Source organism: Pseudomonas baetica, from assembly GCF_019733355.1.
Classification (GTDB): Bacteria; Pseudomonadota; Gammaproteobacteria; order Pseudomonadales; family Pseudomonadaceae; genus Aquipseudomonas; species Aquipseudomonas baetica_A.
In genome coordinates, this window is record NZ_JAIHLQ010000028.1 from 56,498 (window position 1) to 81,924 (window position 25,427).

The following is a 25,427-nucleotide window of genomic DNA, read 5'->3' on the forward strand; positions in this document are numbered from 1 at the left end:
GAAGTTGCTTACAACATTCTCGACGCTGCAACGATGGTTTTTTTCAAGAAACCGGTTTTTCCCCATACCAGCGTGGCGTATAGACCCAATCTCCACCGCCGGCACGGGCAAAAGTGCAAGTGGTGGAAGAACCAATCAACACCATGGTGCGCATGTCCACCTGATCGGGGGTCAATGCGCCGAGGGTCGTCGTACGCAAGGTCTGCCCCGGACGCCCGATGTCTCGCCCCAGTACCACGGGCGTTTCGGCGGTGCGATGTTGTGCCACGATTTCCAGCGCGCGGCCCAACTGCCATGGGCGCGCACGGGAGATCGGGTTGTAGAAGGCCAGTGCCAGGTCCGCTTCGGCGGCCAGGTCCAGACGTTTCTCGATGATCGACCAGGGTTTGAGGTTGTCCGACAGCGACATCACACAGAAATCATGCCCCAGCGGCGCGCCGGCCTGAGCGGCGGTGGCAAGCGAAGCAGAGACGCCCGGAAGAATGTCCAGATCGACGCGGTGCCAGGCCGGGTCATCAGACTCGTGCAGCGCTTCGAGCACTGCCGCGGCCATGGCGAACACCCCCGGATCGCCGGACGACACGACGATCACCGAACGCCCGGCGGCCGCCAGCCTGAAGGCGTGGCGGGCGCGTTGCATCTCTTCACGGTTGTCGGTGCAATGCTGCACCTGATCGTCACGGAACGGGCCAGCCATACGCACATAGGTTTCGTAACCGAGCACGTCGGTGGCACGGGCCAGTTCCGCCTTCACCGCTGGCACCATCAGTTCGGCAGCGCCCGGGCCGAGGCCGATGACGGCGAGACGACCGCGCGGACGGCCGATTTTCGCGATGTCCAGCGGTTGTTCCGCGATAGCCAAAGTGATGCCGTGCGCCGACTCAATCATCGACACGCCCGGCAGTGCATGGAGGTCGCTTGTTGCGCCGACAAACCGCAGCGGCACGCCCAGTTCCAACGCCGCTTCACGCAGATTCGCCGAAGCCATCTCAGTGTCGATCGCCACCAGACAGGCCAACGATTGCACCGCCACTTTCGCGTCGTGCAGCGCTGCACGCAGAGTGTTCGGCAGATCGGTGATTTCGGCGCAGACCATCGCCGCCACACTGCGCGGATAGATCAACAGCTCATTGGCACTCGCTTCGCGCTCGGCACTGCTCACATGAATCGAACGCTGCGCCTGCGGGTCTTCCGGCAACTGTGCCTGTTCCAGCCACGGCGCGGCGCCTTCGATGCGCACGCTGTGCCCGGCCAGCAGATCGGAGACAAAACGCTTGCCCAGTTCCAGATCCGCCAGTGCGTAGCCACTCGGCGGATTGAGCAGGCAGGTGCCAAAACGCAACTCGCCGCTGGTAGTAATGGCTGCCGCGACTTGCAGCCCGGCGGCGATTTCCCGCGCCATGACGTTCACGCCGCCAAGGCCACCGAGCAGCGGCACCACGGCACTGCCGTCTTCGGCGACGGCGAGTACCGCAGGCTCGGCGCCCTTCTCCAGCAACAGCGGCGCCAGCGTGCGAATGACAATGCCGGCCGCGCACAGGGCAATGATCGGCGTGTCCTGCTGATACAAGTCACGCAGCGTGGCGCCGAACGCCTGATAGGTGCAGTCAGCACCTTCGACCCGACCGGCCAGGCCATGGATCTGCGCAGCAGGGTATACCTGCTGAATACGGCGGGCCGTGGCCAGGCTGCCCTGACCGAGAATGACGATGGCGGGTATGGAGTGAGTCATCAGCCTTGCCACCGCTCGCCGGGCACGATGATCAGCGAGAAGTACGGCGAGGACATCGGCTCGACCTGATCAATCGGCACGATCTTCTGATTGGCCATGGTTGCGCGCTCGACATACAGCGCACGCTCAGCCAGACCGAGCTCTTCGAGCACCTGACGCACTTTGGGGAAGTTGCGCCCCAGCTTCATGATCACCGCTGCATCGGCATCGACCAGACGCCGTTTCAGCTCTTCATGGGGCAACACCCCGGACAGCACCGACAGGCTCTGATTGCGATACACCAACGGCGCGCCGAGTACCGAAGCGCCGCCGAGCATCGAGCACACGCCCGGCACCACTTGCGCCTCGTAACGGCTGGCGAGGCGATCGTGCAAATACATGTAGGAACCGTAGAAGAACGGATCCCCTTCACAGATCACCGCGACGTCGCGACCAGCATCCAGATGCGCAGCCACCGTCTCGGCGGCTTCATCGTAGAAATCACTGATGACCTGTTCATAGGAAAGCGGTGCCGGCAGCGCTTCGGTGGTCACCGGGTAAACCAATGGCAGCAGGTTCTGTGCTGCTTGCAGGTGCGCTTCGATGATGCCGAACGCGTTGCCCTTTTTGCCCTTGGCCACGAAGTACGCCACCACGGGAGACTCGCGCAGCAGGCGCAGCGCCTTGACGGTAATCAGTTCCGGGTCACCGGGACCGACGCCCAGGCCAATCAAACGACCTTTTGCCTGCATCATTCGATCTCCGTGGCGAGGGCGTTAACGGCGGCGGCGGCCATCGCGCTGCCACCGAGCCGGCCTTGCATGATCACGAACGGCACGCCACGGCTGTCGGCCGCCAGCGCGGCTTTCGATTCAGCGGCGCCGACGAAACCCACCGGGAAGCCGAGGATCAGCGCCGGTTTCGGCGCCCCGGCGTCGAGCATTTCCAGCAGATAGAACAGCGCGGTCGGCGCATTGCCGATTACCACCACACTGCCTTCCAGATGCGGCCGCCACAGTTCCAGCGCGGCGGCGGAACGGGTGTTGCCCAACTCACGCGCCAGCACCGGCACGCTCTCATCGCGCAGGGTGCAGATCACCTCGTTATTCGCCGGCAGGCGCGCACGGGTCACGCCTTCGCAGACCATCCGCGCATCGCAGAGGATCGGTGCACCGGCAGCGAGCGCATCGCGCCCGGCCTTGCCGGCCCCTTCCGAGAATTGCAGACCGTCGACAGCCTCGACCATGCCGCAGGCGTGGATCACCCGCACCGCGAGTTTTTCCAGGTCGGCCGGGATGCGCGCCAGATTGGCCTCGCGGCGAATGATCGCGAAGGAGTTGCGATAGATCTCCTGACCGTCGCGGATGTAATCAAGCATCAAGGGGGCTCCGAGAGCGGGCGGCGAGCAGGGTCGCGGCCGCTTCAATAGTAAGGTTGCTTGCGCGCAACGCGCCGAATCCCGGCAGCAAAGCATCGCGAAAATAGAGGTCGTAATGACCCGGACTGACGGCCAGCAAGGTCACCGGGGCACAGTGGGCGGCGGCGCACGAACGCGGGCAGCCGCAAAGGTGCGCGCTCAACCCCGGGGGCAGCAGTGGCGCCAGCAGACGAGCGTCCTGTTTGGTGTCGGCCAGACCTTTGCCACAGCCGTCAGAACCGGTGCAGGCGATCAGTCGCGCCAACGGTTCGAGGGGCTGAGTCAATAGGTTCAGGTGTTGCAGGCTGCGCAGCACTTGCGCCGCGTCGCACGGTTTCACGTTGGGCAGCAACAGACTTTGCCAGGGTGTGAAACGCAGGCTGCCATCACCGAACTGACGGGCCAGTTGTGCCGCGCCACGCAGCATGACCGGGTCGAGACGACCGAGTGGCGGCACTGCACCGACATAGACCCGGTTGTCGGCGTTCTGCGGATGAACGCCGATGTGCAAATCATCCGCCGCTGATGCGCGCTGCCAGTCCATGACCGATTTAACCGGCACACGCTCTCGCAACCGCTCAAGAAAGGCCAGGATGGGCAGTTCTTCGAGCAAATGACGCATGCGCGTCTGCTCCGGTCGAGCCCGATCAAGGAACAACGTCAGCACCGCCACGACCAGCGCATGGCCGTTTTCCAGCGCCACGGCGCCGACCGCCCGGTCCGTCGGGCAACCGGCGAACCCGAACGCCAGCAGCGTTTCGCCGTCGCGTTCGAACGCTGACAACCACAGATCATGCGGATGGTCGAGCATCGCCAGCGCTTCCCCGCCGTCCAGTTGCACGGCGAACTTGGCGCTCAGCTCAGAGAAGCGTGTATGGCTTTGCAAGGTGTCGAGAATCTGCTCGGCGAGTGCGCGGGTATCGACGCGCATCTGCCGGTCGATCCCGGCGGTGGGGCTGAGCATGAGGTTGCGTACATCGTCGCCGGCAGCGCTTCGCGGCCCTAGACCGGCGGCCAGCAGACTGTCGATCAGTGCGGCGCTGTGCGGGCCGATCCCGCGAATTTGCAGGTTGGCGCGGTTGGTCGCCTCGATCACGCCGCCGGCAAACCGCTGGGCAGCTTGCGCCACGGCATCGGCCTGATCCGCCGTGATCGAGCCACCATTGAGCTTGATCCGGCAGATCCCACCGTCCAATGCCTGGACGATACGCAGCAACCCCGGACAGGCCGAGGGGCGTATGGCGGTGGACATCGAGCGTTCGTTCAAGGGGCTGACCGGCTGCGTGGGAAAGGCGCTTCGTGGGCGAAGGCGCGGTATTATGCCTGCTTTGTCCGGTGGCATGAAAAGTCTGCCCGTCGGATCGACATGTTTAGAGGAATATAGATGTCACCCTGGCTGACGGTTGTGGGAATCGGTGAAGACGGCTTCAAGGGCTTGGGCAAAAACGCCCGACGAGCCCTGATGGGCGCCTCGCGGATCGTCGGCGGCCAGCGGCAACTGGACTTGCTGCCGGTGTGCATTCGTGGCGAGCGACAGTTGTGGCCGAGCCCGTTTTCCCTGGCGCCGGTGCTGGGACAACACGGCGAGGCCGTCTGCGTGCTGGCCAGCGGTGACCCGATGTTCTACGGCGTTGGCGCCAGCCTCGCGCGTCAGGTGCCGAGCGACGAGATGCTGATTCTGCCCGCGCCTTCCTCCTGTTCGCTGGCCGCTGCCCGCCTCGGCTGGCCATTGCAGGACGTGGTGACGCTGTCACTGGTCGCCCGCCCGCTGACGGCGCTCAATGCCCAATTGTTCAGCGGCGTGCGCCTGTTGCTGTTGAGCAATGACGGGCAGAGCCCGGCGGCTGTGGCGGCGCTGTTGCGTGATCGTGGTTTTGGCGCGAGCCGGATGAGCGTTCTGGAGCATCTGGGCGGTGCGGCCGAGCGGCGGCTCGACAGCAGCGCCAATGACTGGAACAACGGGCCGACTGCCGATCTCAATGTGATTGCCATCGAATGCCTGGCCGACAGCCACACTCCGCGTCTGTCGCGCCTCGCTGGCCTGCCCGACTCGGCCTTCCAGCATGACGGTCAACTGACCAAGCGCGACGTGCGCGCCATCACCCTCGCCCGCCTCGCCCCGACGCCGGGCGAATTGCTTTGGGATGTCGGCGCCGGCAGCGGCTCGATCGGCATCGAATGGATGCGCACCCACCCGAGTTGCCGGGCGCTGGCCATCGAAGCCGATGAGGGCCGTCAGCAATTGATCGAACACAACCGCGACGCGCTGGGTGTGCCGGGTCTGCAACTGATCCGTGGTCGTGCGCCGCAGGCTCTCGCAGGTCTGGAGCGCCCGGACGCGATTTTCATCGGTGGCGGTGTAACCCGCGAAGGTGTCTTCGAGGCGTGCTGGCAACAGCTCAAACCCGGTGGCCGACTGGTCGCCAACGCGGTGACCCTGCAAAGCGAAATCACCTTGATGAACTGGCGCGAACGTTACGGCGGTGAGCTGACGCGCATCCACGTCGCCCAGGCGCAACCACTGGGCGAGTTCGACACCTGGCGTCAGGCGTTGCCGATCACCTTGCTCGATCTGGTCAAACCCCTCGATGCGTGACGAAACCGCCGAACAACCCGCGCCACTGCGCAGCGGCCTGACCACCGGCAGTTGCGCCACGGCCACCAGCCTCGCCGCCGCACGCCTGCTACTGGGCGGCACGGCGGCCGACGCCGTGCAAATCGTGCTGCCCAAAGGTAAACAGGTGCAGATGCGTCTGGAGTTCTGTCGACTGACCGACGACGGCGCGGAAGCCGGGACGATCAAGGATGCCGGCGACGATCCGGACGTGACCCACGGCGCGCTGCTTTACTCGCGGGTGCAACTGATGACTGAGCCAGGCGTTCGTTTCATGGCCGGCAAAGGCGTTGGCACCGTGACCCGCCCGGGGCTGGTGCTGGCCGTGGGCGAACCGGCGATCAACCCGGTGCCACGCAAGATGATCAGCGACCACCTGAGCCTGCTCGCCGCCGAGACCGGTTACCGCGGCGGCTTCGAGGTCACGGTGAATGTCGAGGACGGTGAGGCGCTGGCGCTGAAAACCATGAACCCGCGCTTGGGCATTCTCGGCGGGCTGTCGATCCTCGGCACCAGCGGCATCGTTCGGCCGTTTTCCTGCGCGGCCTACATTGCATCGATCCATCAAGGCATCGACGTCGCCAAGACCAACGGTTTTCTGCACATCGCGGCCTGCACTGGCAACGCCAGCGAAGACACCATGCGCCGGGTCTACGACCTGCCGGAAATCGCCCTGATCGAAATGGGCGACTTCGTCGGCGCCGTGCTCAAGCACCTGCGCAAGGTGCCTGTGGATAAACTCAGTGTGTGCGGCGGCTTCGGCAAGATCAGTAAATTGGCGGCCGGGCATATGGATCTGCACTCACGACATTCCAGCATCGACTTGCCGCAACTGGCCGAATGGGCCGCCGCCATCGGTGCCGATGAAGGTTTGCAGCGCGACATTCGTGCGGCGAACACCAGCCAGCAGGCATTGGCCTTGGCCAGTGCGGTGGGGATCGCGCTGGGCGATGAGGTGTGTCGCCATGCGCTGAATTTCGCCCGCAGCGTGGTGCCGGCGCAGGTACAGGTCGAAGTGTTTGCGATTGACCGTCAGGGCGGCATCGTCGGTCACGCAGGAGGGTTTGCATGAAGCGCATTTTGCTACTGGGCGGCGTGACCGAAGCACTGGCCATCGCCCGGACATTAGGGCCTTCGCACATTTACAGCCTGGCTGGGGTGGGCCGTGTGCCCACCGACCTGACCTGTCAGGTGCGCATCGGCGGCTACGGTGGCGCCCAAGGGCTGGCGCAATTCATCCGTGACGAAGGCATTGATCTGCTGTTCGACGCCACCCACCCCTATGCCGCGCAAATCAGCCAGAACGCTGCCACCGCCGCGCAACTGACCGGCCTCCCCTGCTGGGCCCTGCGCCGCCCCGCATGGCAGCCGCAACCGGGTGACGATTGGCGCGAAGTCAGCGACTGGGCCGAATTGATCAGCGCTCTGGTGCCGTTTCGCCGCCCACTGTTCACCCTCGGTCGCGAACCGTTGCAGCATCTGGACGAAATCCCGGCGGATCAATTCTGGACCCTGCGCGCCCTCGATGTTTATCCCGGCAACGAGCGTTGCGAAGTGATCGGCGCTCGCGGACCGTTTCTGCTGGAGGATGAACGGACGTTGTTCGAGCGCCAGCAGATCGATGTGCTGATCAGCAAGAACAGTGGCAGCACCGCGACCGAGCCGAAGCTTGAAGTGGCGCGCGAGCGTGGGGTGCCGGTTTTGGTTTTGAAGCGGCCGGGGTTGCCGGGGGTTGATCGGGAGTTTCTGTCGCTTCAAGAAACACTGGCTGCGTTGGAGGCAATCGACCTGTAAGGCAAGATCCACAGCTTGCGTGATAAGTAACCTATTTGTTACCTTCAGAGCCAGCCGTGATCACACTCGAAGAATATCTGCAGGAAGATGAATCAAGCCCGTTTGGCCGGTGGATTTCCACGCTGAACGTACAGGCGGCAATCAAGGTTTCTAATGCAATGATTCGATTGGAAATGGGCAACACTTCCAACATCAAATCGTTCGACGGTCTAGGCGAATACAGAATCAATTGGGGACCAGGGTACAGAATCTATCTCATACAAGAAGGAAAACGGCTGATCATTTTGTTCGGAGGAGGAGACAAATCCACACAAAAAAAAGACATCAAACAAGCGAAAGCGTTGATAGCCGAATTTCGAACTCGAAAAAAAGCTGAACAGGACCGGAGGTAATTTGATGGTTCTCACTCGAAGCTACAAACATTCAATTGCAGAACGTGCCCAACGAGACCCGGAGTTTGCTCAAGCATTGCTGGATGAGGCCGCTACGCTGTTCCTCAATGGCGAACCAGAAATGGCGAGGATCATTTTGCGCGATCTTGTTAACGCGACGGTCGGCTTCGAAGAGCTTGCAAGGGAGACCCAAAAACCCAGTAAAAGCCTGCATCGAATGCTGTCAGCCAACGGTAATCCGAGCATGGACAACCTGGCCAAAATATTTTCGGTAATCCGCGCTACGCTTGGTGTCGATATGCAGGTTCATGCCGTACCAGTGAACTGAGCACGTAATTGAAGAGTGCGCTGCGACACCAAACCGCACGACGCTTTTTTACTTATCGGCCCCGATCAGGCTAAATAGCCGCGCCTGATCGCCCATCCAACGGATCTGTCCCATGAACCGACAACGGCTAGCCATTGCCTGGATCGCCTGCTTTGCAGTGCTGTTCAACATGCTTGCCATGCCGATGACGGGGGCGATGGCGCAAGCGGCCAATTCACCGGCCGAACAACTGCTGTGGAGCAGTTTCTGCACCGGCAGCGGGACGAAAATGGTGGCGATCAACATCGGCACCACGGATCAGAAAGCTCCGCCCAGCGACAGCCACTCCAACATGCAGCATTGCTGGTGTTGCTCGGGGTCGGCGCCTTTGGTGGCGCTGCCAGGGCATGCGCCGCCGCTGTATTTCGCCCGTTTTGAGAGCAATCGCAGCGTGGCACCCGCCTCACTGCAAACACCCACACCGCGCCAGCAATGGCCGAGCCTCAATCCCCGCGCTTCCCCTCTGGTTTGATTTGTTCGCGCAATTGACCTGCGTTTCAAATCGTTCTGGAGAACTGCCATGTTGAAAAAAATCATCGTCCTCGCTGCGTTGCTGTTGCCTGCGTGTTTTGCCCATGCCCATGAATACAAGGCCGGGGAGCTGGAAATCGCCCACCCGTGGTCGCAGGAACTGCCGCCCAACGCACCCACCGTCGCGGCGTATTTCGTGATTCATAACGCCGGAAAAACGGCCGATCGACTCCTCAGTGTCGACTCGCCTATCGCCCCCGAAGCGCAATTGCACGAGCACGTGATGCAGGGCGATCTGATGAAGATGCAGCAAGTGCCGAGCGTAGACATTCCGGCCGGCGGCAAGGTGACGTTCGCGCCGATGGCCTATCACGTCATGCTGCTCAACCCGACCGATCGCAGCCTGCTCAGCGACGGCAAACGCTTTCCGCTGACGATGCATTTCGAGAAGGCCGGGGACGTCACCGTCGAAGTCGCCGTGCAGAAAAAACCGCCGCACGACATGCCGGAACACGCGCACGCCCAATAACCGATACGGTTAACGACGCCCATGCGCCCGCTGAGCGCCAGGCCATCCCTGCAACGCCGTCAGACTGAACATCTGACCTGCGGCAGCTGGATCGCCCTGTTCGCCATGTTGATGATCTTCATCGGCCCACTGATTTCTCAGTCGATGCCGATGGATCAACACGCCTCGACCTCCATGCCGATGAGCATGGACATGGCGATGGACATGCCGGGCATGGAGCACGCCGGGCACGGCGCCAAGCCTTGCGCCGAACACTGCCCGCCGCAATCCTCGCACCACGCACTGTGGGAAAAGTGCGGCTATTGCAGCCTGCTGTTCAATTGCCCGGCGCTGACCGGCGGTGGCTCGTTCGCCGCATTCAGCATCGCCCACGCCAACACCTTCACCCCGCCCTCCCCGCGCCTGGGCCATGCCCGGCAAACCTTCTTCCCCGGCGCCCGCACCCGCGCCCCGCCCATCGCCGCGTAAACACCCACCTCTGATTACACACGGTTGAGAAGACAGCTTCAGGCTGCCGGCCGTGTCGTTTACGACTGTTTGATGGAAATTGTCATGTCCAGGTTTTCTGCTGTTCCACGCTCGGGCGCTGCCCAGGCGTCCTTCGCTTTGAACGAATCGCGTATTCGTTTCAGGCACGCGACCGCCGTCCTTTGCGGCGTCCTGCTGTCCCCTCTGGTGCTGGCCGATGATCACGCCGCACACGCGGATGAACTGAGCCCGACGGTGATCACCGCCATTGCGCCGAGTTCGCCACTGACGGTTGTCACCAACCCCAAGGATCCGCGCCAACCGGTGCCGGCCAGTGATGGCGGTGATTACCTGAAGACCATTCCGGGCTTCGCCCTGGTGCGCAACGGCGGTACCAACGGCGATCCGGTGCTGCGCGGCATGTTCGGTTCGCGGCTGAACATTCTCACCAACGGCAGCATGATGCTCGGCGCCTGCCCCGGCCGGATGGACGCGCCAACGTCGTACATCTCGCCGCAAACCTACGACAAGCTCACCGTCATCAAAGGCCCGCAAACCGTGCTCTATGGCCCCGGCGCATCGGCCGGTACGGTGCTGTTCGACCGTGAGCCGGAGAGTTTCGGCGAACTCGGCACGCGGGTGAACGCCAGCATTCTGGCCGGCTCCCACGGCCGTTTCGACAAAGTGGTCGATGCCGCTGCCGGCGGGCCGCTGGGCTATGTAAGGGTGATCGGCAACACCGCGCATTCCGACGACTATCGCGACGGCAACAATGACATCGTCGCTTCGCGCTACGACAAGTGGAACGGCGACGTGGCGCTCGGCTGGACCCCGGACGCCGACACCTTGATCGAGCTGACTGCCGGCAAGGGCGACGGCGAAGCCCGCTACGCCGGTCGCGGCATGGACGGTTCGCAGTTCCTGCGTGAAAGCCTCGGGCTGCGTTTCGAAAAATCCAACATCAGCGATGTGCTGGAGAAACTGGAAGCGCAGGTCTACTACAACTACGCCGACCATGTGATGGACAACTACACCCTGCGCACGCCGTCCGGCACCGGGATGATGGCCGGGGCGATGGCGTCCAACGTCGACCGCCGAACCCTCGGCGCGCGGATCAAGGCCACCTGGCGCTGGGCCGATATCCAGTTGATCACCGGCCTCGATGCGCAGACCAACGAGCATCGCCAGCGCAAAGCGATGGGCATCGACACCTATAAGAACGTGCCGCGCAACAAGGACGCCGACTTCCACAACTACGGTGTGTTCAGCGAAATGACCTGGTACGCCGCCGACCGTGACCGACTGATCACGGGCGCTCGAATCGACCGTGCTTCAGCCAAGGATTATCGGCAGAGCACCGGTTCGGGAATGATGTCGCGCCCCAATCCAACCGCCGACAACACCCGCGCCGACACACTGCCAAGCGGCTTCGTCCGTTACGAGCATGACCTGGCCGACAGCCCGGCCACGCTCTTCGCCGGCCTAGGTCATGTGCAGCGTTTCCCGGATTACTGGGAACTGTTTTCGCCCAAGTCGGGCCCGGCGGGTTCGGTCAACGCGTTCGACTCGATCAAACCGGAAAAGACCACGCAGTTCGATTTCGGCGTGAACTACAAGAGCGCCGAACTCGAAGCCTGGGCCTCCGGCTACATCGGCGTGGTGCGCGATTACATCCTGTTCGATTACACCCCCGGGATGATGGGCGCGACCTCCCGCGCCGAGAACATCGACGCGCGGATCATGGGTGGTGAACTCGGTGCTGCTTACAAACTCACCGACCACTGGAAAGCCGATGCGACCCTGGCCTACGCCTGGGGCAAGAACAGCAGCGACGGCAAGGCACTGCCGCAGATGCCGCCGCTCGATGCACGTCTGGGCCTGACCTACAGCGAAGACAACTGGAGCGCCGGCGCACTGTGGAGGGTAGTGGCCGCGCAAAACCGTATCGACCAGAACAAGGGCAACGTGGTCGGCAAGGATTACGACAAGAGTTCGGGCTTCGGCGTGTTCTCGCTCAACGGTGCCTACCGGATCAACAAGCACTGGAAGGTCAGCAGCGGCGTCGACAACCTGTTCGGCAAGGCTTACGCCGAACACCTGAACCTGGCGGGCAACGCCGGTTTCGGCTACCCGGCCAATGACCCGCAAGCCATCAACGAACCGGGGCGCACGCTCTGGACCAAGGTGGACATGAGTTTCTAACGGAGCTGGCCCCCCGCTCCCACAAGGGCAATGCGGTGTTCCACCCAATGCAGAACAACTAAAAGATCCAAGCCAAGCGGAGCAAACGTGATGCAAAAGCCCAAACCGAATTTCTACAACCTGGCCTGGCGTTGGCATTTCTATGCCGGTTTATTCGTCGCGCCCTTCATGGTGATGTTGGCCCTGACCGGCATCATTTACCTGTTCAAACCGCAGCTCGATTCGCTGATGTACAGCAGCCTGCTCAACGTCCCGGCCGGGCACCACACCGTTCCGGCCGACGATTTGCTACAACGGGTGAAAAGCGCTTACCCACAAGGCCAGGTCACGCAGTACCTGCCACCGCTGAACGGCGAACGCAGTGCGCAATTTGTCGTCAAGAACGCCGGGCACGAACTCAACGTGTTCATCGACCCGTACCACGGCGACATCCTCGGCGAGCAGGATGCCAAGCAGAACCTGCAAGCCATCGCCCGCGCGATTCATGGCGAATTGATGATCGGCACCGTAGGCGACCGATTGATCGAAATGGCCGCCGGTTGGGGGGTGGTGCTGGTGGTGTCGGGGCTTTTCCTGTGGTGGCCGCGCGGTCAGGCAGCCGGCATTCTCTGGCCGCGATTGAACAGTCGCGGCCGCGTGTTGTGGCGTGACCTGCACGCCGTCACCGGGTTCTGGGGCGCGACCCTGTTGCTGGTGATGCTGCTCAGTGGCATGACCTGGACCGGCTTCTGGGGCAAACAATACGCACAGGTGTGGAACGTGTTCCCGGCCGCCATGTGGGACAACGTGCCGACCTCTGACGTCGAGGCCCGCAGCCTCAACAGCGCCACCCGCCAGACCGTGCCATGGGCGATGGAAAACACGCCGATGCCGATGTCCGGCGACCACGCTGAACACATGGCCCACGGTGACGCCCACGCCGGCCCCGCCGCGCCTGCCATCAGCCTGCAAGCGGTGCAGGACATCGCCAACCAACGCAAGGTCGAGCCGGGTTACAGCATCACCCTGCCAACCACCGCCACCGGCGTATTCACCATCGCCGTGTTCGCCGATGACCCACGCAACGACGCCACCCTGCATGTCGATCAGTACACCGGCAAAGTCCTCGCCGATGTGCGCTTCGAACAGTACGGCACGGTGGCCCGCGCCACCGAAATCGGCGTGATGCTGCACGAAGGCAAGATGTTCGGCACCTTCAACCAGATCGTCGTGCTGCTGATCTGCCTGATGATTTTGCTCAGCGCTGTCAGTGGTGTGGTGATCTGGTGGAAACGTCGGCCACAGGGCAAGTTCGGTGTGCCGCCGCTGCGTCATGACTTGCCGAAATGGAAAACCGGGGTGGTGATCATGCTGACGCTGGCGGTGATATTTCCTCTGGTGGGGGCTTCGTTGGTGGTGGTGTGGTTGCTTGATCGGCTGCTGCTTGCGCGACTAGGCCGACAAACTGAATCTGCCTCACCTTCATCATGAGTCCGTCGAGATGCGCGTCTCAGGCAGTTCTATAAAATGCTGGCCTTATAAGTCGGCGATCAATAGTGTTACTGTATAACTCCAGCTTGCCATTCTGCCCGCGGCCAAAACGCTGCGGGCATTCTTTTGAAGAAGTGATTCACCATCCCGATCAACAAGTACATCTTGTCCGGTTTCGATCTGATCGCCCCGAGTAACGGCACCGTGGTGGGTGCGACGTTGTCTTGGCAAGTCTTGCACAACACGACCCTGGGTTTGCAGGTGAACAATCTGTTTGACCGCCGATATGCGCAAAGCCAATACAATGAGGGCCAACAGTGGACACTCGGCGAGCCGAGGTCGTTCTTTGTCACTGCTGATTACACCTTTTGATTCACCGGCCCCTTCGCGAGCAAGCCCGCTCCCACATTGAAATGCGTTCCACTGTGGGAGCGGGCTTGCTCGCGAAGGCGTCATCAGCAGCACCCGATATTTCAGAGTAGAAGATGACCGCACTGACAATCGCCAACCTCGCCTGGACACCCCTGGGCCATGGCCACTGCCATCACCAGTTCCAGCTGCGTGACGCCTCGCTGCACGTGGCCGCCGGTGAGTTCGTCGGCCTGATCGGTCCCAACGGCAGCGGCAAGACCAGCCTGTTGCGCTGTGCGTATCGCTTCAGCCCGCCGGAAAACGGCGAGGTCAAACTGGATCACCACAACGTCTGGAAACAATCCTCACGCTGGTGCGCGCAGCGCATCGCTGTGGTCTTGCAGGAATTCCCCGACGCTTTCGGCCTGACCGTCGAAGAAGTCGTCGCCATGGGCCGCACGCCGCACAAAGGTCTGTTCGACGGCGAAACCCTCGAGGATCGAAACCTTGCGACTCAAGCGCTCAAGTCAGTCGGCCTGGACGGCTTCGAAGACCACGCCTTCGCCACCCTCTCCGGCGGTGAAAAACAACGCGTGATTCTTGCCCGCGCCCTGACCCAGCAACCGCAACTGCTAATGCTCGACGAACCGACCAACCACCTCGACCCGCGCTATCAGCTTGAGTTGCTGCAACTGGTCAAACGCCTGAAGATCGGCACCCTCGCCAGCATCCACGACCTGAACCTGGCCGCCGCGTTCTGCGACCGACTGTACGTGATCAACCACGGCCGTATCGTCGCCAGCGGCACACCGCAAGAAGTCCTCACCACGGAACTGCTGCGCGACGTTTTCGGCGTCGAGGCATTGATCGACTCTCACCCCCTTCACGACTACCCGCGAATCACCTGGATAACCCGACCATGACTGTGCGTTCCCTGCTTTGCGTCGCTCTTGTGCTGTGCAGTGCCCAAGCCTTGGCCGAGGCCACGAAATACCCGCTGACCGTTCAAAGCTGCAACCGCGAAGTGACGTTCAAGGAAGCGCCAAAACACGCGGTCAGCCACGACATCAACATGACCCAGATGATGCTCGCCCTCGGCCTCAAATCGCGGATGGCCGGTTACAGCGGCGTCAGTGGCTGGAAGTCGGTCACCCCTGATATGCAGTCGCTGCTCGACGGCTTGCCCGAGCTGGCAGCGAAATATCCGTCGGTGGAAACCCTGCTCAACGCCAACGTCGATTTCTTCTTCGCCGGCTGGGATTACGGCATGCGCGTGGGCGGTGATCTCACGCCACAGACCCTGCAACCGCTGGGCATCAATGTGTATGAGCTGACCGAGTCCTGCGCTTTCGTGATGAAGCGCCCGGCCGCCTCGCTTGAAGACACCTACAACGACCTGCGCAACCTCGGCAAAATCTTCGACGTGCAGGATCGCGCCAATGCGCTGATCGCCCGGATGCAGGCGCAAGTCGCCGACGTGCGCAAAGACCTGCCCGCCGAGAAACCCCGCGTGTTCCTCTACGACAGCGGCGAAGACCGCGCCATGACGTCCGGCCGCCTCGGCATGCCGCAAGCGCTGATCGATGCAGCGGGCGGGCGCAATATTCTCGATGACGTCGAAGCGAGCTGGACCCGCGTCAACTGGGAAACAGTGGTCGAGCACAATCCGCAGGTCATCGTGATCGTCGACTACAGCGAAATCACCGCCGATCAAAAAATCGAATTCCTGCTGAAGAACAAAGCGCTGCAATCGGTGGACGCGATCAAGAACCAGCGCTTCATCGTCATCCCCTACGTGCAAGCCACGCCGGGAATCGACAACGTGCTGGCCGTTGAAACACTGGCCAAAGGTTTTCACGGCGAATGATCAACCGTCGCTACGCCCTGTTGCTGATGGCCCTCAGCGCCCTGTTGCTGGTGTCGTGTGTGGTGTCGCTCGGCTTCGGCCCGGCGCGGGTGCCGGTCGACGTGGTGTGGCGGATTTTGCTGCACAAGACGCTCGGTTTCGGCGAGGTGAACTGGAGCGCAGGGCAGGAACATATCGTCTGGCTGATCCGTGTGCCGCGTATGTTGCTCGGGGCGCTGGTCGGTGCGGGCCTCGCACTGATCGGCGCGGTGCTGCAAGCGGTGACGCGCAACCCTCTGGCCGATCCGCATCTGCTCGGTGTGACATCCGGAGCGACGTTGGGCGCGGTGATTGTGGTGCTGCACGTCGGTGAAATCATCGGCCTGCTGACCTTGCCGATTGCGGCGTTCATCGGCGCGCTGCTGAGCATGCTCGTGGTGGTGGCGATTGCCAGTCGCCATGGCCGGCTCGACAGCGATCGCTTGCTGCTGTGCGGTGTGGCGGTGTCGTTCGTGATGATGGCGATCGCCAATCTGCTGCTGTTCATGGGCGACCACCGCGCCAGTTCGGCGGTGATGTTCTGGATGCTCGGCGGGCTCGGCCTGGCGCGCTGGGAGCTGCTCGCAGTGCCCGCGGCCAGCGTGTTGCTCGGGCTGATCTTGCTGCTGGGCATGGCGCGTCCGTTGAACGCGTTGATGGCCGGTGAACAGACCGCCGTGACCCTCGGCCTGAATGCTCGCTCGGTACGCTTGCGGGTGTTTGTCATCGCCTCGTTGATGACCGGGGTGCTGGTGTCGATCAGCGGCTCCATCGGGTTTGTCGGGCTGATGGTGCCGCACATTGCGCGCCGCCTGGTCGGTGCCGAACACCGGCAATTGCTGCCGGTGTGTGTGCTGCTCGGCAGTGTGTTTCTGATTTGGGTCGACGTCGCCGCACGCACGATGATCGCCCCCGAAGACCTGCCCATCGGCGTCGCCACGGCCGCAATCGGCGGGCTGTTCTTCATCGGTCTGATGCGCCGTCGCTGACTGTCCACCTTTCAAAACTGTGGGAGCAGGCTCGCTCCCACATTTGATTTTTGTTTACCACTAGATCGCGCCCCAATCTGGCGCGGCCGCCTGCACCAACGCTCCACGAGCGTTCCTTCATGGTGCACCGAACCCACGCGCAAGCGCTCTAAACCGACATTTCCCTGCCCCTCCCCGACCGGGCACAGCCCTTGCAAAACACCCTTCAGTCGTCCGCATCTGCCAACCATAAAAAACTTTAACGTTCATGGAGATCGCACAATGAAGCGTCGCAGTTTGATCAAGGCTTTCACACTCACGGCATCCATTGCCGCGATGGGCATGACCTGGACTGTCCAGGCCGCCGAGACCATCAAGGTCGGGATTCTGCATTCGTTGTCCGGCACCATGGCGATCTCCGAAACATCGCTCAAAGACATGGCGCTGATGACCATCGATGAGATCAACGCCAAGGGCGGCGTCAACGGCAAGATGCTGGAGCCGGTGGTCGTCGATCCGGCGTCGAACTGGCCGTTGTTCGCCGAAAAGGGCCGGCAGTTGCTGACCCAGGACAAGGTTGCCGTGGTGTTCGGTTGCTGGACCTCGGTGTCGCGTAAATCGGTATTGCCGGTGTTCGAAGAACTCAACGGTCTGCTGTTCTACCCGGTGCAATACGAAGGCGAAGAGATGTCGCCGAACGTGTTCTACACCGGCGCTGCGCCCAATCAGCAAGCGATCCCGGCGGTTGAATACCTGATGAGCGAAGAAGGTGGCAGCGCCAAGCGTTTCTTCCTGCTAGGCACCGACTACGTCTACCCGCGCACCACCAACAAGATCCTGCGTTCGTTCCTGCATTCCAAAGGCGTGGCCGACAAGGACATCGAAGAGGTCTACACACCGTTCGGTCATAGCGACTATCAAACCATCGTTGCCAACATCAAAAAGTTCTCGGCGGGTGGCAAGACTGCGGTGATTTCCACGGTCAACGGCGACTCCAACGTGCCGTTCTATAAAGAGCTGGCTAACCAGGGTCTGAAAGCCACCGACGTACCGGTGGTGGCGTTCTCGGTGGGCGAAGAAGAGCTGCGCGGCATCGACACCAAACCGTTGGTGGGCAACCTCGCGGCATGGAACTACTTCGAGTCGGTGGAGAACCCGGTGAACAAGAAGTTCGTCGCGGACTGGAAGGCCTACGCGAAGAAACACAACCTGCCGGGCGCCGACAAAGCGGTGACCAACGATCCGATGGAAGCCACCTACGTCGGCATCCACATGTGGGCGCAGGCCGTGGAGAAAGCCAAGTCCACTGACGTCGACAAAGTCCGCGAAGCCCTCGCCGGCCAGACCTTTGCCGCGCCGTCGGGTTACACCCTGACCATGGACAAGACCAATCACCACCTGCACAAACCGGTGATGATCGGCGAGATCCAGGCCGATGGTCAGTTCAACGTGGTCTGGCAGACCGAAGGCCCGATCCGTGCGCAGCCGTGGAGCCCGTTTATCGAAGGCAACGACAAGAAGCCGGATTATGCGGTGAAGAGCAACTGAGCCACTGGGTGTCAGGGCCCGAGCACAAAACCCGGACCTGATGCAATTCCCTGTGGGAGCGGGCTTGCTCGCGAAGACGGCGGCACATCCAACATCAATGTGACTGACCCATCGTATTCGCGAGCAAGCCCGCTCCCACATTGTCCGCGTAAGGCCAATGACATGCTGACTGCCCTTTACCGTCTATTCCTCGCTATCGCGCTCTTACTGCCGATGGCCGCGCATTCCGGCGACGCCGAAGACTTCGTCGCCGCCAACGCCATGCAACAAGCCAAACTGCTGCAAGACTGGGCCGCGCAGCCCGACCCGGCCCGTATAGAACTGATCAACGCCCTGCAACAAGGCGAACTGACCCTCGACGGCCAAGCCAAAACCCTGCGCCTGAACAACCGCCTGCGGGGTCTGATCGACACCGCTCTGGCCAGCCACCAATTGCTCGCCGCCGACGCCAAAATCCGTCTGGCTGCCGCGCAGCAATTGCAGAAAAGCGCGAAACCCGCGCAGCTGAAATTCCTCGACCAGCAACTGGCTGGCGAAAAAGATGAAAGCGTCCACGCCGCCCTGAGCCTGGTTCTGGCCAATCTGCAACTGGTCGACACTGACCCCGCCGTGCGGCTGGCCGCTGTGCGCTTGCTCGGTAAAACCGGCGATCCGCTGGCTCGCACTCGTCTCGAAGGCTTGCTTGAACCCGGTGTCGAAACCGATGCCAGCGTGCGCACTGCCGCCGAAACCAGCCTCGCTCAGGTGAAACGCAAACTGCTGATCGGCGAAATACTCGGCCAGGCGTTCAGCGGCATGTCACTCGGCTCGATCCTGCTGCTCGCGGCGCTGGGCCTGGCGATCACCTTCGGTCTGCTGGGCGTGATCAACATGGCCCACGGCGAGATGCTGATGCTAGGGGCCTACTCGACCTACGTGGTGCAACTGATGTTCCAGCGCTACGCCCCGCAGGCCATCGAGTTCTATCCGCTGATCGCGCTGCCGGTGGCGTTCTTCGTCACCGCCGCCATCGGCATGGCGCTGGAGCGCACGGTGATTCGCCACTTGTATGGCCGACCGCTGGAAACCCTGCTCGCCACCTGGGGCATCAGCCTGATGCTGATTCAGCTTGTGCGTTTACTGTTCGGCGCACAGAACGTTGAAGTGGCCAACCCCGCCTGGCTGTCCGGTGGCATTCAGGTGCTGCCGAATCTGGTGCTGCCGTACAACCGCATCGTCATCATCGCCTTCGCGTTGTTTGTGGTGGTGCTGACCTGGCTGCTGCTGAACAAGACACGCCTGGGCCTCAACGTGCGTGCTGTCACCCAAAACCGCAACATGGCTGCTTGCTGCGGCGTGCCAACCGGGCGCGTCGACATGCTGGCTTTCGGTCTCGGTTCTGGTATCGCCGGCCTCGGCGGTGTGGCGCTGAGCCAGATTGGCAACGTCGGCCCGGACCTCGGCCAGAGCTACATCATCGATTCGTTTTTGGTGGTGGTGCTTGGCGGCGTCGGCCAATTGGCCGGTAGCGTGCTCGCGGCGTTCGGCCTCGGTATCACCAACAAGATTCTCGAACCGCAGATCGGTGCGGTGCTCGGCAAGATCCTGATCCTCGCGCTGATCATTCTGTTCATTCAGAAACGTCCGCAAGGCCTCTTCGCACTCAAAGGACGGGTGATCGACTGATGAACCAGCCTCTATTAGTCACGGCCACGCAAAAGGCTGGCCCGAAAGTCACGATTGCCGTTGGCGCGGTGATCCTCGCGCTACTGATCGCAATGCCTTTGCTGTCGCTGTTGTCGCCGGAAAACGCGCTGCATGTCTCGGCGTACACCCTGACGTTGGTCGGCAAAATCCTCTGCTACGCCATCGTCGCGCTGGCGCTGGATCTGGTCTGGGGTTACGCCGGTCTGCTGTCCCTCGGCCACGGCTTGTTCTTCGCCCTCGGCGGTTATGCGATGGGCATGTACCTGATGCGTCAGGCCGCCGGTGATGATTTGCCAGCGTTCATGACCTTCCTGTCGTGGACCGAATTGCCGTGGTACTGGGCCGGCACCAGCAGCTTTGTCTGGGCCATGTGCCTGGTGGTGTTGGCGCCGGGTTTGCTGGCGCTGGTGTTCGGCTTCTTCGCCTTCCGTTCGCGGATCAAGGGCGTGTATTTCTCGATCATGACCCAGGCCCTGACCTTCGCCGGCATGCTCCTGTTTTTCCGTAACGAGACCGGGTTTGGCGGCAACAACGGCTTCACCAATTTCCGCACGATTCTCGGTTTCGGCATCACGGAACCGGGCACCCGTGCGGTGCTGTTTCTGGCGACGGTGTTGCTGCTGGTGGCGAGTCTGTTTATCGGCTGGCGTCTGGCGCAAAGCAAGTTCGGCCGAGTGCTGACGGCGCTGCGCGATGCGGAAAACCGCCTGATGTTCTGCGGTTACGACCCGCGTGGCTTCAAGCTGTTTGTCTGGGTGTTGAGCGCGGTGTTGTGTGGCTTGGCCGGTGCGCTCTACGTGCCACAGGTGGGGATCATCAACCCAAGCGAAATGTCGCCGACCAACTCCATCGAAGCGGCGGTCTGGGTCGCCCTCGGCGGACGCGGCACGTTGATCGGGCCGTTGCTTGGCGCCGGCGTGGTCAACGGCATGAAGAGCTGGTTCACCGTGGCGTTCCCCGAGTACTGGCTGTTCTTCCTCGGCGCGCTGTTCATCGTCGTGACCCTGTACTTGCCCAAAGGCGTGATTGGTCTGCTGAAGAAACGAGGTGAACAATGAGAGTCACAGCAAGTGCTGAATTCATGCTCGAACCGGCCTTTTTTCCCGTGGAGCCCAACAAGGATGAGGGCACCAGCCGCGACTCGATCGGCCTTGGTCAGCGCGTTGGCCCGGGGCTCGATACTCGCCACGGGACGATCCTGACCCTGGAAGACATCAGCGTCAGCTTCGATGGCTTCCGGGCGCTGAACAACCTCAACCTGTACATCGGCGTCGGCGAATTGCGCTGCATCATCGGCCCCAACGGCGCGGGCAAGACCACGCTGATGGACGTGATCACCGGCAAGACGCGCCCCAGTCACGGCAAGGCCTGGTTCGGCGAAACCCTGGACCTGACGCAGATGAGCGAAGTGCAGATCGCCCAGGCCGGCATCGGCCGCAAGTTCCAGAAGCCGACAGTGTTCGAAGCGCTGAGCGTGTTCGAAAACCTCGAATTGGCGCAGAAAACCGACAAATCGGTGTGGGCCAGTTTGCGTGCGCGCCTGAGTGGCGAGCAACGTGAGCGCATCAGCGAAGTGCTGGAAACCATTCGCCTGACCTCCTCGGTCAATCGCCCGGCGGGCTTGTTATCCCACGGCCAGAAGCAGTTTCTGGAAATCGGCATGTTGCTCATGCAAGACCCGCAACTGCTGCTGCTCGACGAACCGGTCGCGGGCATGACCGACGCTGAAACCGAATTCACCGCCGAGCTGTTCAAGTCGCTGGCAGGCAAGCATTCGCTGATGGTAGTGGAACACGACATGGGCTTTGTCGGCTCGATTGCCGATCACGTCACGGTGTTGCACCAGGGCAGCGTGCTGGCCGAAGGGTCGCTTGAGCAGGTGCAAGAAAACGAGCGGGTGATCGAGGTCTACCTCGGCCGCTGACCCTGAAAACACCTTTCCAATGTGGGAGCGGGCTTGCTCGCGAATGCGGTGTGTCATTCAAAGTTGATGGCGACTGATCCACCGCATTCGCGAGCAAGCGCGCTCCCACAGGGGGATTTGAGGAGAATTTGAGAATGCTGCAAGTCGACACGCTGCACCAGTACTACGGCGGTAGCCACATCCTGCGCGGCCTGAGCTTTGACGTGAAGGTCGGCGAGGTCACCTGCCTGCTCGGGCGCAACGGCGTGGGCAAGACCACCCTGCTCAAATGCCTGATGGGTCTGTTGCCGGCCAAGGAAGGCGCAGTGAATTGGGAAGGCAAACCGATCACCACGCTCAAGCCGCATCAGCGGGTGCACGCCGGGATCGCTTATGTGCCGCAGGGCCGGGAGATTTTCGGGCGTCTGACGGTGGAAGAAAATCTGCTGATGGGCCTGTCGCGTTTTCCTGGTTCCGAGGCCAAGGAAGTCCCGGCGTTCATCTACGAATTGTTCCCGGTGCTGCTACAAATGAAGCAGCGGCGCGGCGGCGACTTGTCCGGTGGTCAGCAACAACAGTTGGCCATTGGTCGAGCCCTGGCCAGTCGTCCGCGTTTGCTGATCCTCGACGAACCCACCGAAGGTATTCAGCCGTCGGTGATCAAGGAGATTGGCGCGGTGATCAAAAAGCTCGCAGCCCGAGGCGACATGGCGATTCTGCTGGTGGAGCAGTTCTACGATTTCGCCGCTGAACTGGCCGATCAGTACCTGGTGATGTCCCGGGGCGAGATTGTCCAGCAGGGACGCGGAGAAAACATGGAAGCCGAGGGTGTGCGCGGACTGGTTACGATCTAACCTGTAGCGTCCTAACGATAATCAGAAAACATGAATTTACCTTTAACGACTGCCCTGTTTACCCCGAGCTGGCACGCCGAGCTGGAGTTGGCGTACGCCCGCTTCGGCGACTGCACGCGCCCGGTTCAGCGCCGACACCTCGGCCCGCTGCGGGTGCAGAAGCATCTGTATGCCGAAGGTCCCGAGGTCTGCCAGCACATCATCGTCCATCCGCCGGGTGGCATTGCCGGCGGTGATCGGCTGGACATCAGCGCCCGCGTCGAACCGCACGCCTGGGCGCAGATCACCAACCCCGGCGCGGCCAAGTGGTATCGCGCCGCGGGCCCTGCCTTTCAAAAGCTCGACTTGAAAGTCGCTGCCGGAGCAACGCTGGAATGGCTGCCACAGGAAACCATCGTCTACAGCGCCGCACAGGCTGAGCTGACCACCTCGATTGAGCTTGAGGGGGATGCGCGGCTGTTCTACTGGGACGTGGTGGCGCTGGGTCGCCCGGCCAGCGGCGAGCGTTTCGACCTCGGGCATTTTCAATCGCACCTGGATATTCGTCGCGACGGTCGATTGCTCTGGCATGAGCGCCAGCGCATTGTCGGCGATGACGGTTTGCTCGATTCGCCGATAGGGCTGGACGGCCATCCGGTGTTTGCCACGTTGCTGGTGACCGGTGAGATTGATGCTGAACGGCTGGAGCGCTGCCGCTCGTTGGGCCATGAAGTGCGCGGGGATCTGACGCAGTTGCCGGGGCTGTTGGTGGCTCGTTGTCTGGCTAACGAAGCATTGCTCGCGCGTGCCTGGCTCATCGATTTATGGCGCCTGTTACGCCCGGCGCTGCTAGACCGCGAAGCCCAGCCCCCTCGAATCTGGAACACCTGAAATGCAATCCAACTGTGGGAGCGGGCTTGCTCGCGAAGGCGGTGTGTCATTCACACAGATGCTGGCTGACCTACCGCTTTCGCGAGCAAGCCCGCTCCCACAGGGGATTTGTGCACATTTTTCAATCTGCCCTGATGGAACCCAACAATGGACCTGACCCCACGCGAAAAAGACAAGCTGTTGATCTTCACCGCCGGCCTCGTCGCCGAACGGCGTTTGGCGCGCGGTGTGAAGCTCAACTACCCCGAAGCCATGGCCTACATCTCCGCCGCGCTGCTCGAAGGCGCCCGTGACGGCCAGACCGTGGCCGAGCTGATGCACTTGGGCACCACCCTGCTGACCCGCGAACAAGTGATGGAAGGCATCCCGGAGATGATCCCCGAGATCCAGGTCGAAGCGACATTCCCCGACGGCACCAAACTGGTCACTGTTCACCAACCGATCGTCTGAGGCCGGGCCATGACTTACAGCATTCGCGATGCGCTGCATGCCGACCTGCCGGCGATCCGCGACATTTACAACGATGCGGTGCTCAACACCACGGCGATCTGGAACGACGCGCCCGTCGACCTCGGCAACCGTCAGGCATGGTTCAGCGCCCGTCAGGCCCAGGCTTATCCGATTCTGGTGATCGTCGACGCCGACAACGCGGTGCTCGGCTACGCTTCTTTTGGTGACTGGCGGCCATTCGACGGTTTCCGTCATACCGTCGAGCACTCGGTTTATGTGCGCAGCGACCAACGCGGCAACGGCCTCGGCCCGCAACTGATGAGCGTGCTGATCGAGCGGGCCAGGGCCTGTGGCAAGCACGTCATGGTCGCCGCCATCGAAACTGGCAACGCTGCCTCGATTCGCTTGCATGAACGCGCCGGTTTCATAACCACAGGCCAGATGCCGCAAGTCGGCACCAAGTTCGGTCGCTGGCTCGACCTGACCTTCATGCAGCTCACCCTCAACCCTGGCGCGCAGCCGCCTGACGCCAACAAGGAGTGACATCGATGAACGCCGCCCAACTGCGCCGCGTCAATGCTGAAAGTTTTGCCCACTATCGTCAGGGCCTGATCGATCTGCTGCTCGATGCAGTGGGTTATGGCGCCAGTGTCGGATTCATGGCCAACCTCGATGCGGCCCAGGCTCGCGCCTATTTCGATGAGGTTCAGGACAACGTCAACAAGGGCAGCGTGTTGCTCTGGGTGGTGGTCAAGGACGAGCAAGTGCAGGCCAGTGTGCAACTGGGACTGTGCCAGAAGGCCAACGGTCTCAATCGCGCCGAAGTGCAGAAACTGCTCGTGCGCGAACACGCCCGTCGGCGCGGTCTTGGCCAGCAATTGATGAGCGCGCTGGAGCTCGAAGCCCCAAGACACAAACGCGGCCTGCTCTACCTCGACACCGAAGCCGGCTCTCCAGCCGAAGACTTCTACAGGGCGCTTGGCTACATCCGCGCAGGTGAAATCCCCGACTACGCCTGTGACCCGCACGGCACCTATCGGCCAACTGCCCTCTACTACAAGATTCTGCAAGGAGCCCAGTGATGATTCCCGGTGAATACCAGATCCAGCCCGGCGACATCGAACTCAACGTCGGCCGCCGCACGGTCAGCCTGAAAGTCGCCAACAGCGGCGACCGGCCGATCCAGGTCGGCTCGCACTATCACTTTTTCGAAACCAATGACGCCCTGACCTTTGATCGAGCGGCCAGCCGTGGCATGCGCCTGAATATTCCGGCCGGCACGGCGGTGCGCTTCGAGCCGGGACAGAGTCGCGAGGTTGAGCTGGTGGATTACGCCGGGCATCGCCGGGTGTTCGGTTTTGCCGGACGGGTCATGGGTGATCTCTGAATAATACGGTGTGCGCTCTGGCCCCTTCGCGAGCAAGCCCGCTCCCACATTCGACCGCGTCCCTTCAGTTGAAATGCGGTCAATTGTGGG

General features: G+C 61.9%; 28 protein-coding genes. 24 read left to right on the top strand and 4 right to left on the bottom strand.

What is annotated here, in order from left to right; all coding sequences use genetic code 11:
- Window positions 1-43: 43 nt before the first annotated feature.
- From cobJ to cobG, 4 genes are read right to left on the bottom strand one after another with little or no spacing between them, the layout of a single operon-like run.
- On the bottom strand, window positions 44-1,732 hold the full coding sequence (cobJ, locus tag K5E40_RS23250; protein WP_221732817.1) for a precorrin-3B C(17)-methyltransferase: 1,689 nt from the start codon (window positions 1,730-1,732) through the stop codon (window positions 44-46).
- Window positions 1,732-2,466 carry a precorrin-2 C(20)-methyltransferase gene (locus tag K5E40_RS23255; RefSeq protein WP_409339144.1) on the bottom strand — a complete coding sequence of 245 codons (735 nt, stop codon included), beginning with the start codon at window positions 2,464-2,466 and terminating at the stop codon, window positions 1,732-1,734. Before K5E40_RS23255 ends, cobJ begins: the two co-directional genes overlap by 1 nt.
- Window positions 2,463-3,089: a precorrin-8X methylmutase gene (locus tag K5E40_RS23260; RefSeq protein ID WP_221732818.1), complete on the bottom strand. Its 627-nt coding sequence runs from the start codon at window positions 3,087-3,089 to the stop codon at window positions 2,463-2,465. Before K5E40_RS23260 ends, K5E40_RS23255 begins: the two co-directional genes overlap by 4 nt.
- Entirely contained in the window at window positions 3,082-4,380 is a 1,299-nt protein-coding gene (cobG, locus tag K5E40_RS23265; protein WP_311775975.1) for a precorrin-3B synthase, read from the bottom strand. Before cobG ends, K5E40_RS23260 begins: the two co-directional genes overlap by 8 nt.
- Before the next feature lie 132 nt (window positions 4,381-4,512).
- Here cobG and cbiE point away from each other — a divergent pair, with 132 nt between their 5' ends.
- The 24 genes from cbiE (at window position 4,513) to K5E40_RS23385 (ending at window position 25,337) form a co-directional block, all read left to right on the top strand.
- A complete protein-coding gene (gene cbiE / locus K5E40_RS23270; RefSeq protein ID WP_221732820.1) occupies window positions 4,513-5,724 on the top strand; it encodes a precorrin-6y C5,15-methyltransferase (decarboxylating) subunit CbiE in 1,212 nt (403 codons plus the stop codon).
- On the top strand, window positions 5,717-6,814 hold the full coding sequence (locus tag K5E40_RS23275) for a cobalt-precorrin-5B (C(1))-methyltransferase (RefSeq protein ID WP_221732821.1): 1,098 nt from the start codon (window positions 5,717-5,719) through the stop codon (window positions 6,812-6,814). The genes cbiE and K5E40_RS23275 overlap by 8 nt, the downstream gene beginning before the upstream one ends.
- Entirely contained in the window at window positions 6,811-7,536 is a 726-nt protein-coding gene (locus tag K5E40_RS23280; protein WP_221732822.1) for a cobalt-precorrin-6A reductase, read from the top strand. The genes K5E40_RS23275 and K5E40_RS23280 overlap by 4 nt, the downstream gene beginning before the upstream one ends.
- A 56-nt stretch (window positions 7,537-7,592) precedes the next feature.
- Window positions 7,593-7,928 (top strand): type II toxin-antitoxin system RelE/ParE family toxin, encoded by a 336-nt coding sequence (locus K5E40_RS23285; RefSeq protein ID WP_221732823.1) that lies wholly within the window; start codon window positions 7,593-7,595, stop codon window positions 7,926-7,928.
- 4 nt (window positions 7,929-7,932) lie between these two features.
- Window positions 7,933-8,256, top strand: coding sequence for a DNA-binding protein (locus K5E40_RS23290; protein ID WP_221732824.1), 324 nt, complete (start codon window positions 7,933-7,935; stop codon window positions 8,254-8,256).
- A gap of 112 nt (window positions 8,257-8,368) precedes the next feature.
- Entirely contained in the window at window positions 8,369-8,767 is a 399-nt protein-coding gene (locus K5E40_RS23295) for a DUF2946 domain-containing protein (protein ID WP_221732825.1), read from the top strand.
- A gap of 48 nt (window positions 8,768-8,815) precedes the next feature.
- Entirely contained in the window at window positions 8,816-9,295 is a 480-nt protein-coding gene (locus K5E40_RS23300) for a copper chaperone PCu(A)C (RefSeq protein WP_221732826.1), read from the top strand.
- A gap of 21 nt (window positions 9,296-9,316) precedes the next feature.
- Window positions 9,317-9,763, top strand: a complete 447-nt coding sequence (locus K5E40_RS23305; RefSeq protein WP_221732827.1) for a DUF2946 domain-containing protein — start codon at window positions 9,317-9,319, stop codon at window positions 9,761-9,763.
- A gap of 84 nt (window positions 9,764-9,847) precedes the next feature.
- Window positions 9,848-11,965 (top strand): TonB-dependent copper receptor, encoded by a 2,118-nt coding sequence (locus K5E40_RS23310; RefSeq protein ID WP_221732828.1) that lies wholly within the window; start codon window positions 9,848-9,850, stop codon window positions 11,963-11,965.
- A gap of 90 nt (window positions 11,966-12,055) precedes the next feature.
- Window positions 12,056-13,435 (top strand): PepSY domain-containing protein, encoded by a 1,380-nt coding sequence (locus K5E40_RS23315; protein ID WP_221732829.1) that lies wholly within the window; start codon window positions 12,056-12,058, stop codon window positions 13,433-13,435.
- Between the two features lie 165 nt (window positions 13,436-13,600).
- Window positions 13,601-13,807: a hypothetical protein gene (locus K5E40_RS23320; protein ID WP_401136326.1), complete on the top strand. Its 207-nt coding sequence runs from the start codon at window positions 13,601-13,603 to the stop codon at window positions 13,805-13,807.
- A gap of 113 nt (window positions 13,808-13,920) precedes the next feature.
- Complete coding sequence (locus tag K5E40_RS23325; protein WP_221732830.1) at window positions 13,921-14,709, top strand: ABC transporter ATP-binding protein; 789 nt, start codon at window positions 13,921-13,923, stop codon at window positions 14,707-14,709.
- Window positions 14,706-15,653: an ABC transporter substrate-binding protein gene (locus K5E40_RS23330; RefSeq protein WP_221732831.1), complete on the top strand. Its 948-nt coding sequence runs from the start codon at window positions 14,706-14,708 to the stop codon at window positions 15,651-15,653. Before K5E40_RS23325 ends, K5E40_RS23330 begins: the two co-directional genes overlap by 4 nt.
- Window positions 15,650-16,660, top strand: a complete 1,011-nt coding sequence (locus K5E40_RS23335; RefSeq protein WP_221732832.1) for an iron ABC transporter permease — start codon at window positions 15,650-15,652, stop codon at window positions 16,658-16,660. The genes K5E40_RS23330 and K5E40_RS23335 overlap by 4 nt, the downstream gene beginning before the upstream one ends.
- Before the next feature lie 261 nt (window positions 16,661-16,921).
- Complete coding sequence (gene urtA / locus K5E40_RS23340) at window positions 16,922-18,187, top strand: urea ABC transporter substrate-binding protein (protein WP_221732833.1); 1,266 nt, start codon at window positions 16,922-16,924, stop codon at window positions 18,185-18,187.
- Window positions 18,188-18,349: 162 nt separating this feature from the next.
- Window positions 18,350-19,852, top strand: coding sequence for an urea ABC transporter permease subunit UrtB (gene urtB / locus K5E40_RS23345; RefSeq protein WP_221732834.1), 1,503 nt, complete (start codon window positions 18,350-18,352; stop codon window positions 19,850-19,852).
- Window positions 19,852-20,931: an urea ABC transporter permease subunit UrtC gene (urtC, locus tag K5E40_RS23350; RefSeq protein WP_221732835.1), complete on the top strand. Its 1,080-nt coding sequence runs from the start codon at window positions 19,852-19,854 to the stop codon at window positions 20,929-20,931. Before urtB ends, urtC begins: the two co-directional genes overlap by 1 nt.
- Window positions 20,928-21,797: an urea ABC transporter ATP-binding protein UrtD gene (gene urtD / locus K5E40_RS23355; protein ID WP_409339145.1), complete on the top strand. Its 870-nt coding sequence runs from the start codon at window positions 20,928-20,930 to the stop codon at window positions 21,795-21,797. Before urtC ends, urtD begins: the two co-directional genes overlap by 4 nt.
- 134 nt (window positions 21,798-21,931) lie before the next feature.
- Complete coding sequence (urtE, locus tag K5E40_RS23360; RefSeq protein ID WP_221732836.1) at window positions 21,932-22,630, top strand: urea ABC transporter ATP-binding subunit UrtE; 699 nt, start codon at window positions 21,932-21,934, stop codon at window positions 22,628-22,630.
- Window positions 22,631-22,660: 30 nt separating this feature from the next.
- Window positions 22,661-23,500: an urease accessory protein UreD gene (locus tag K5E40_RS23365; protein ID WP_221732837.1), complete on the top strand. Its 840-nt coding sequence runs from the start codon at window positions 22,661-22,663 to the stop codon at window positions 23,498-23,500.
- Window positions 23,501-23,647: 147 nt separating this feature from the next.
- Window positions 23,648-23,950 carry an urease subunit gamma gene (gene ureA, locus K5E40_RS23370; RefSeq protein WP_221732838.1) on the top strand — a complete coding sequence of 101 codons (303 nt, stop codon included), beginning with the start codon at window positions 23,648-23,650 and terminating at the stop codon, window positions 23,948-23,950.
- Between the two features lie 9 nt (window positions 23,951-23,959).
- Window positions 23,960-24,493, top strand: a complete 534-nt coding sequence (locus tag K5E40_RS23375; RefSeq protein ID WP_221732839.1) for a GNAT family N-acetyltransferase — start codon at window positions 23,960-23,962, stop codon at window positions 24,491-24,493.
- Window positions 24,494-24,498: 5 nt separating this feature from the next.
- On the top strand, window positions 24,499-25,032 hold the full coding sequence (locus tag K5E40_RS23380) for a GNAT family N-acetyltransferase (RefSeq protein WP_221732840.1): 534 nt from the start codon (window positions 24,499-24,501) through the stop codon (window positions 25,030-25,032).
- The gene (locus K5E40_RS23385) at window positions 25,032-25,337 is read left to right on the top strand and encodes an urease subunit beta (RefSeq protein WP_007915947.1); all 306 of its coding nucleotides are present in this window, start codon (window positions 25,032-25,034) and stop codon (window positions 25,335-25,337) included. Before K5E40_RS23380 ends, K5E40_RS23385 begins: the two co-directional genes overlap by 1 nt.
- Window positions 25,338-25,427: the final 90 nt, after the last annotated feature.

What these genes read in the sequence shown, in the direction of transcription:
- cobJ (WP_221732817.1), bottom strand. Translation starts at nt 1,732, where the DNA reads ATGACTCACTCCATACCCGCCATCGTCATTCTCGGTCAGGGCAGCCTG.
- K5E40_RS23255 (WP_409339144.1), bottom strand. Translation starts at nt 2,466, where the DNA reads ATGATGCAGGCAAAAGGTCGTTTGATTGGCCTGGGCGTCGGTCCCGGT.
- K5E40_RS23260 (WP_221732818.1), bottom strand. Translation starts at nt 3,089, where the DNA reads ATGCTTGATTACATCCGCGACGGTCAGGAGATCTATCGCAACTCCTTC.
- cobG (WP_311775975.1), bottom strand. Translation starts at nt 4,380, where the DNA reads ATGTCCACCGCCATACGCCCCTCGGCCTGTCCGGGGTTGCTGCGTATC.
- cbiE (WP_221732820.1), top strand. Translation starts at nt 4,513, where the DNA reads ATGTCACCCTGGCTGACGGTTGTGGGAATCGGTGAAGACGGCTTCAAG.
- K5E40_RS23275 (WP_221732821.1), top strand. Translation starts at nt 5,717, where the DNA reads ATGCGTGACGAAACCGCCGAACAACCCGCGCCACTGCGCAGCGGCCTG.
- K5E40_RS23280 (WP_221732822.1), top strand. Translation starts at nt 6,811, where the DNA reads ATGAAGCGCATTTTGCTACTGGGCGGCGTGACCGAAGCACTGGCCATC.
- K5E40_RS23290 (WP_221732824.1), top strand. Translation starts at nt 7,933, where the DNA reads ATGGTTCTCACTCGAAGCTACAAACATTCAATTGCAGAACGTGCCCAA.
- K5E40_RS23295 (WP_221732825.1), top strand. Translation starts at nt 8,369, where the DNA reads ATGAACCGACAACGGCTAGCCATTGCCTGGATCGCCTGCTTTGCAGTG.
- K5E40_RS23300 (WP_221732826.1), top strand. Translation starts at nt 8,816, where the DNA reads ATGTTGAAAAAAATCATCGTCCTCGCTGCGTTGCTGTTGCCTGCGTGT.
- K5E40_RS23305 (WP_221732827.1), top strand. Translation starts at nt 9,317, where the DNA reads ATGCGCCCGCTGAGCGCCAGGCCATCCCTGCAACGCCGTCAGACTGAA.
- K5E40_RS23310 (WP_221732828.1), top strand. Translation starts at nt 9,848, where the DNA reads ATGTCCAGGTTTTCTGCTGTTCCACGCTCGGGCGCTGCCCAGGCGTCC.
- K5E40_RS23315 (WP_221732829.1), top strand. Translation starts at nt 12,056, where the DNA reads ATGCAAAAGCCCAAACCGAATTTCTACAACCTGGCCTGGCGTTGGCAT.
- K5E40_RS23325 (WP_221732830.1), top strand. Translation starts at nt 13,921, where the DNA reads ATGACCGCACTGACAATCGCCAACCTCGCCTGGACACCCCTGGGCCAT.
- K5E40_RS23330 (WP_221732831.1), top strand. Translation starts at nt 14,706, where the DNA reads ATGACTGTGCGTTCCCTGCTTTGCGTCGCTCTTGTGCTGTGCAGTGCC.
- K5E40_RS23335 (WP_221732832.1), top strand. Translation starts at nt 15,650, where the DNA reads ATGATCAACCGTCGCTACGCCCTGTTGCTGATGGCCCTCAGCGCCCTG.
- urtA (WP_221732833.1), top strand. Translation starts at nt 16,922, where the DNA reads ATGAAGCGTCGCAGTTTGATCAAGGCTTTCACACTCACGGCATCCATT.
- urtB (WP_221732834.1), top strand. Translation starts at nt 18,350, where the DNA reads ATGCTGACTGCCCTTTACCGTCTATTCCTCGCTATCGCGCTCTTACTG.
- urtC (WP_221732835.1), top strand. Translation starts at nt 19,852, where the DNA reads ATGAACCAGCCTCTATTAGTCACGGCCACGCAAAAGGCTGGCCCGAAA.
- urtD (WP_409339145.1), top strand. Translation starts at nt 20,928, where the DNA reads ATGAGAGTCACAGCAAGTGCTGAATTCATGCTCGAACCGGCCTTTTTT.
- urtE (WP_221732836.1), top strand. Translation starts at nt 21,932, where the DNA reads ATGCTGCAAGTCGACACGCTGCACCAGTACTACGGCGGTAGCCACATC.
- K5E40_RS23365 (WP_221732837.1), top strand. Translation starts at nt 22,661, where the DNA reads ATGAATTTACCTTTAACGACTGCCCTGTTTACCCCGAGCTGGCACGCC.
- ureA (WP_221732838.1), top strand. Translation starts at nt 23,648, where the DNA reads ATGGACCTGACCCCACGCGAAAAAGACAAGCTGTTGATCTTCACCGCC.
- K5E40_RS23375 (WP_221732839.1), top strand. Translation starts at nt 23,960, where the DNA reads ATGACTTACAGCATTCGCGATGCGCTGCATGCCGACCTGCCGGCGATC.
- K5E40_RS23380 (WP_221732840.1), top strand. Translation starts at nt 24,499, where the DNA reads ATGAACGCCGCCCAACTGCGCCGCGTCAATGCTGAAAGTTTTGCCCAC.
- K5E40_RS23385 (WP_007915947.1), top strand. Translation starts at nt 25,032, where the DNA reads ATGATTCCCGGTGAATACCAGATCCAGCCCGGCGACATCGAACTCAAC.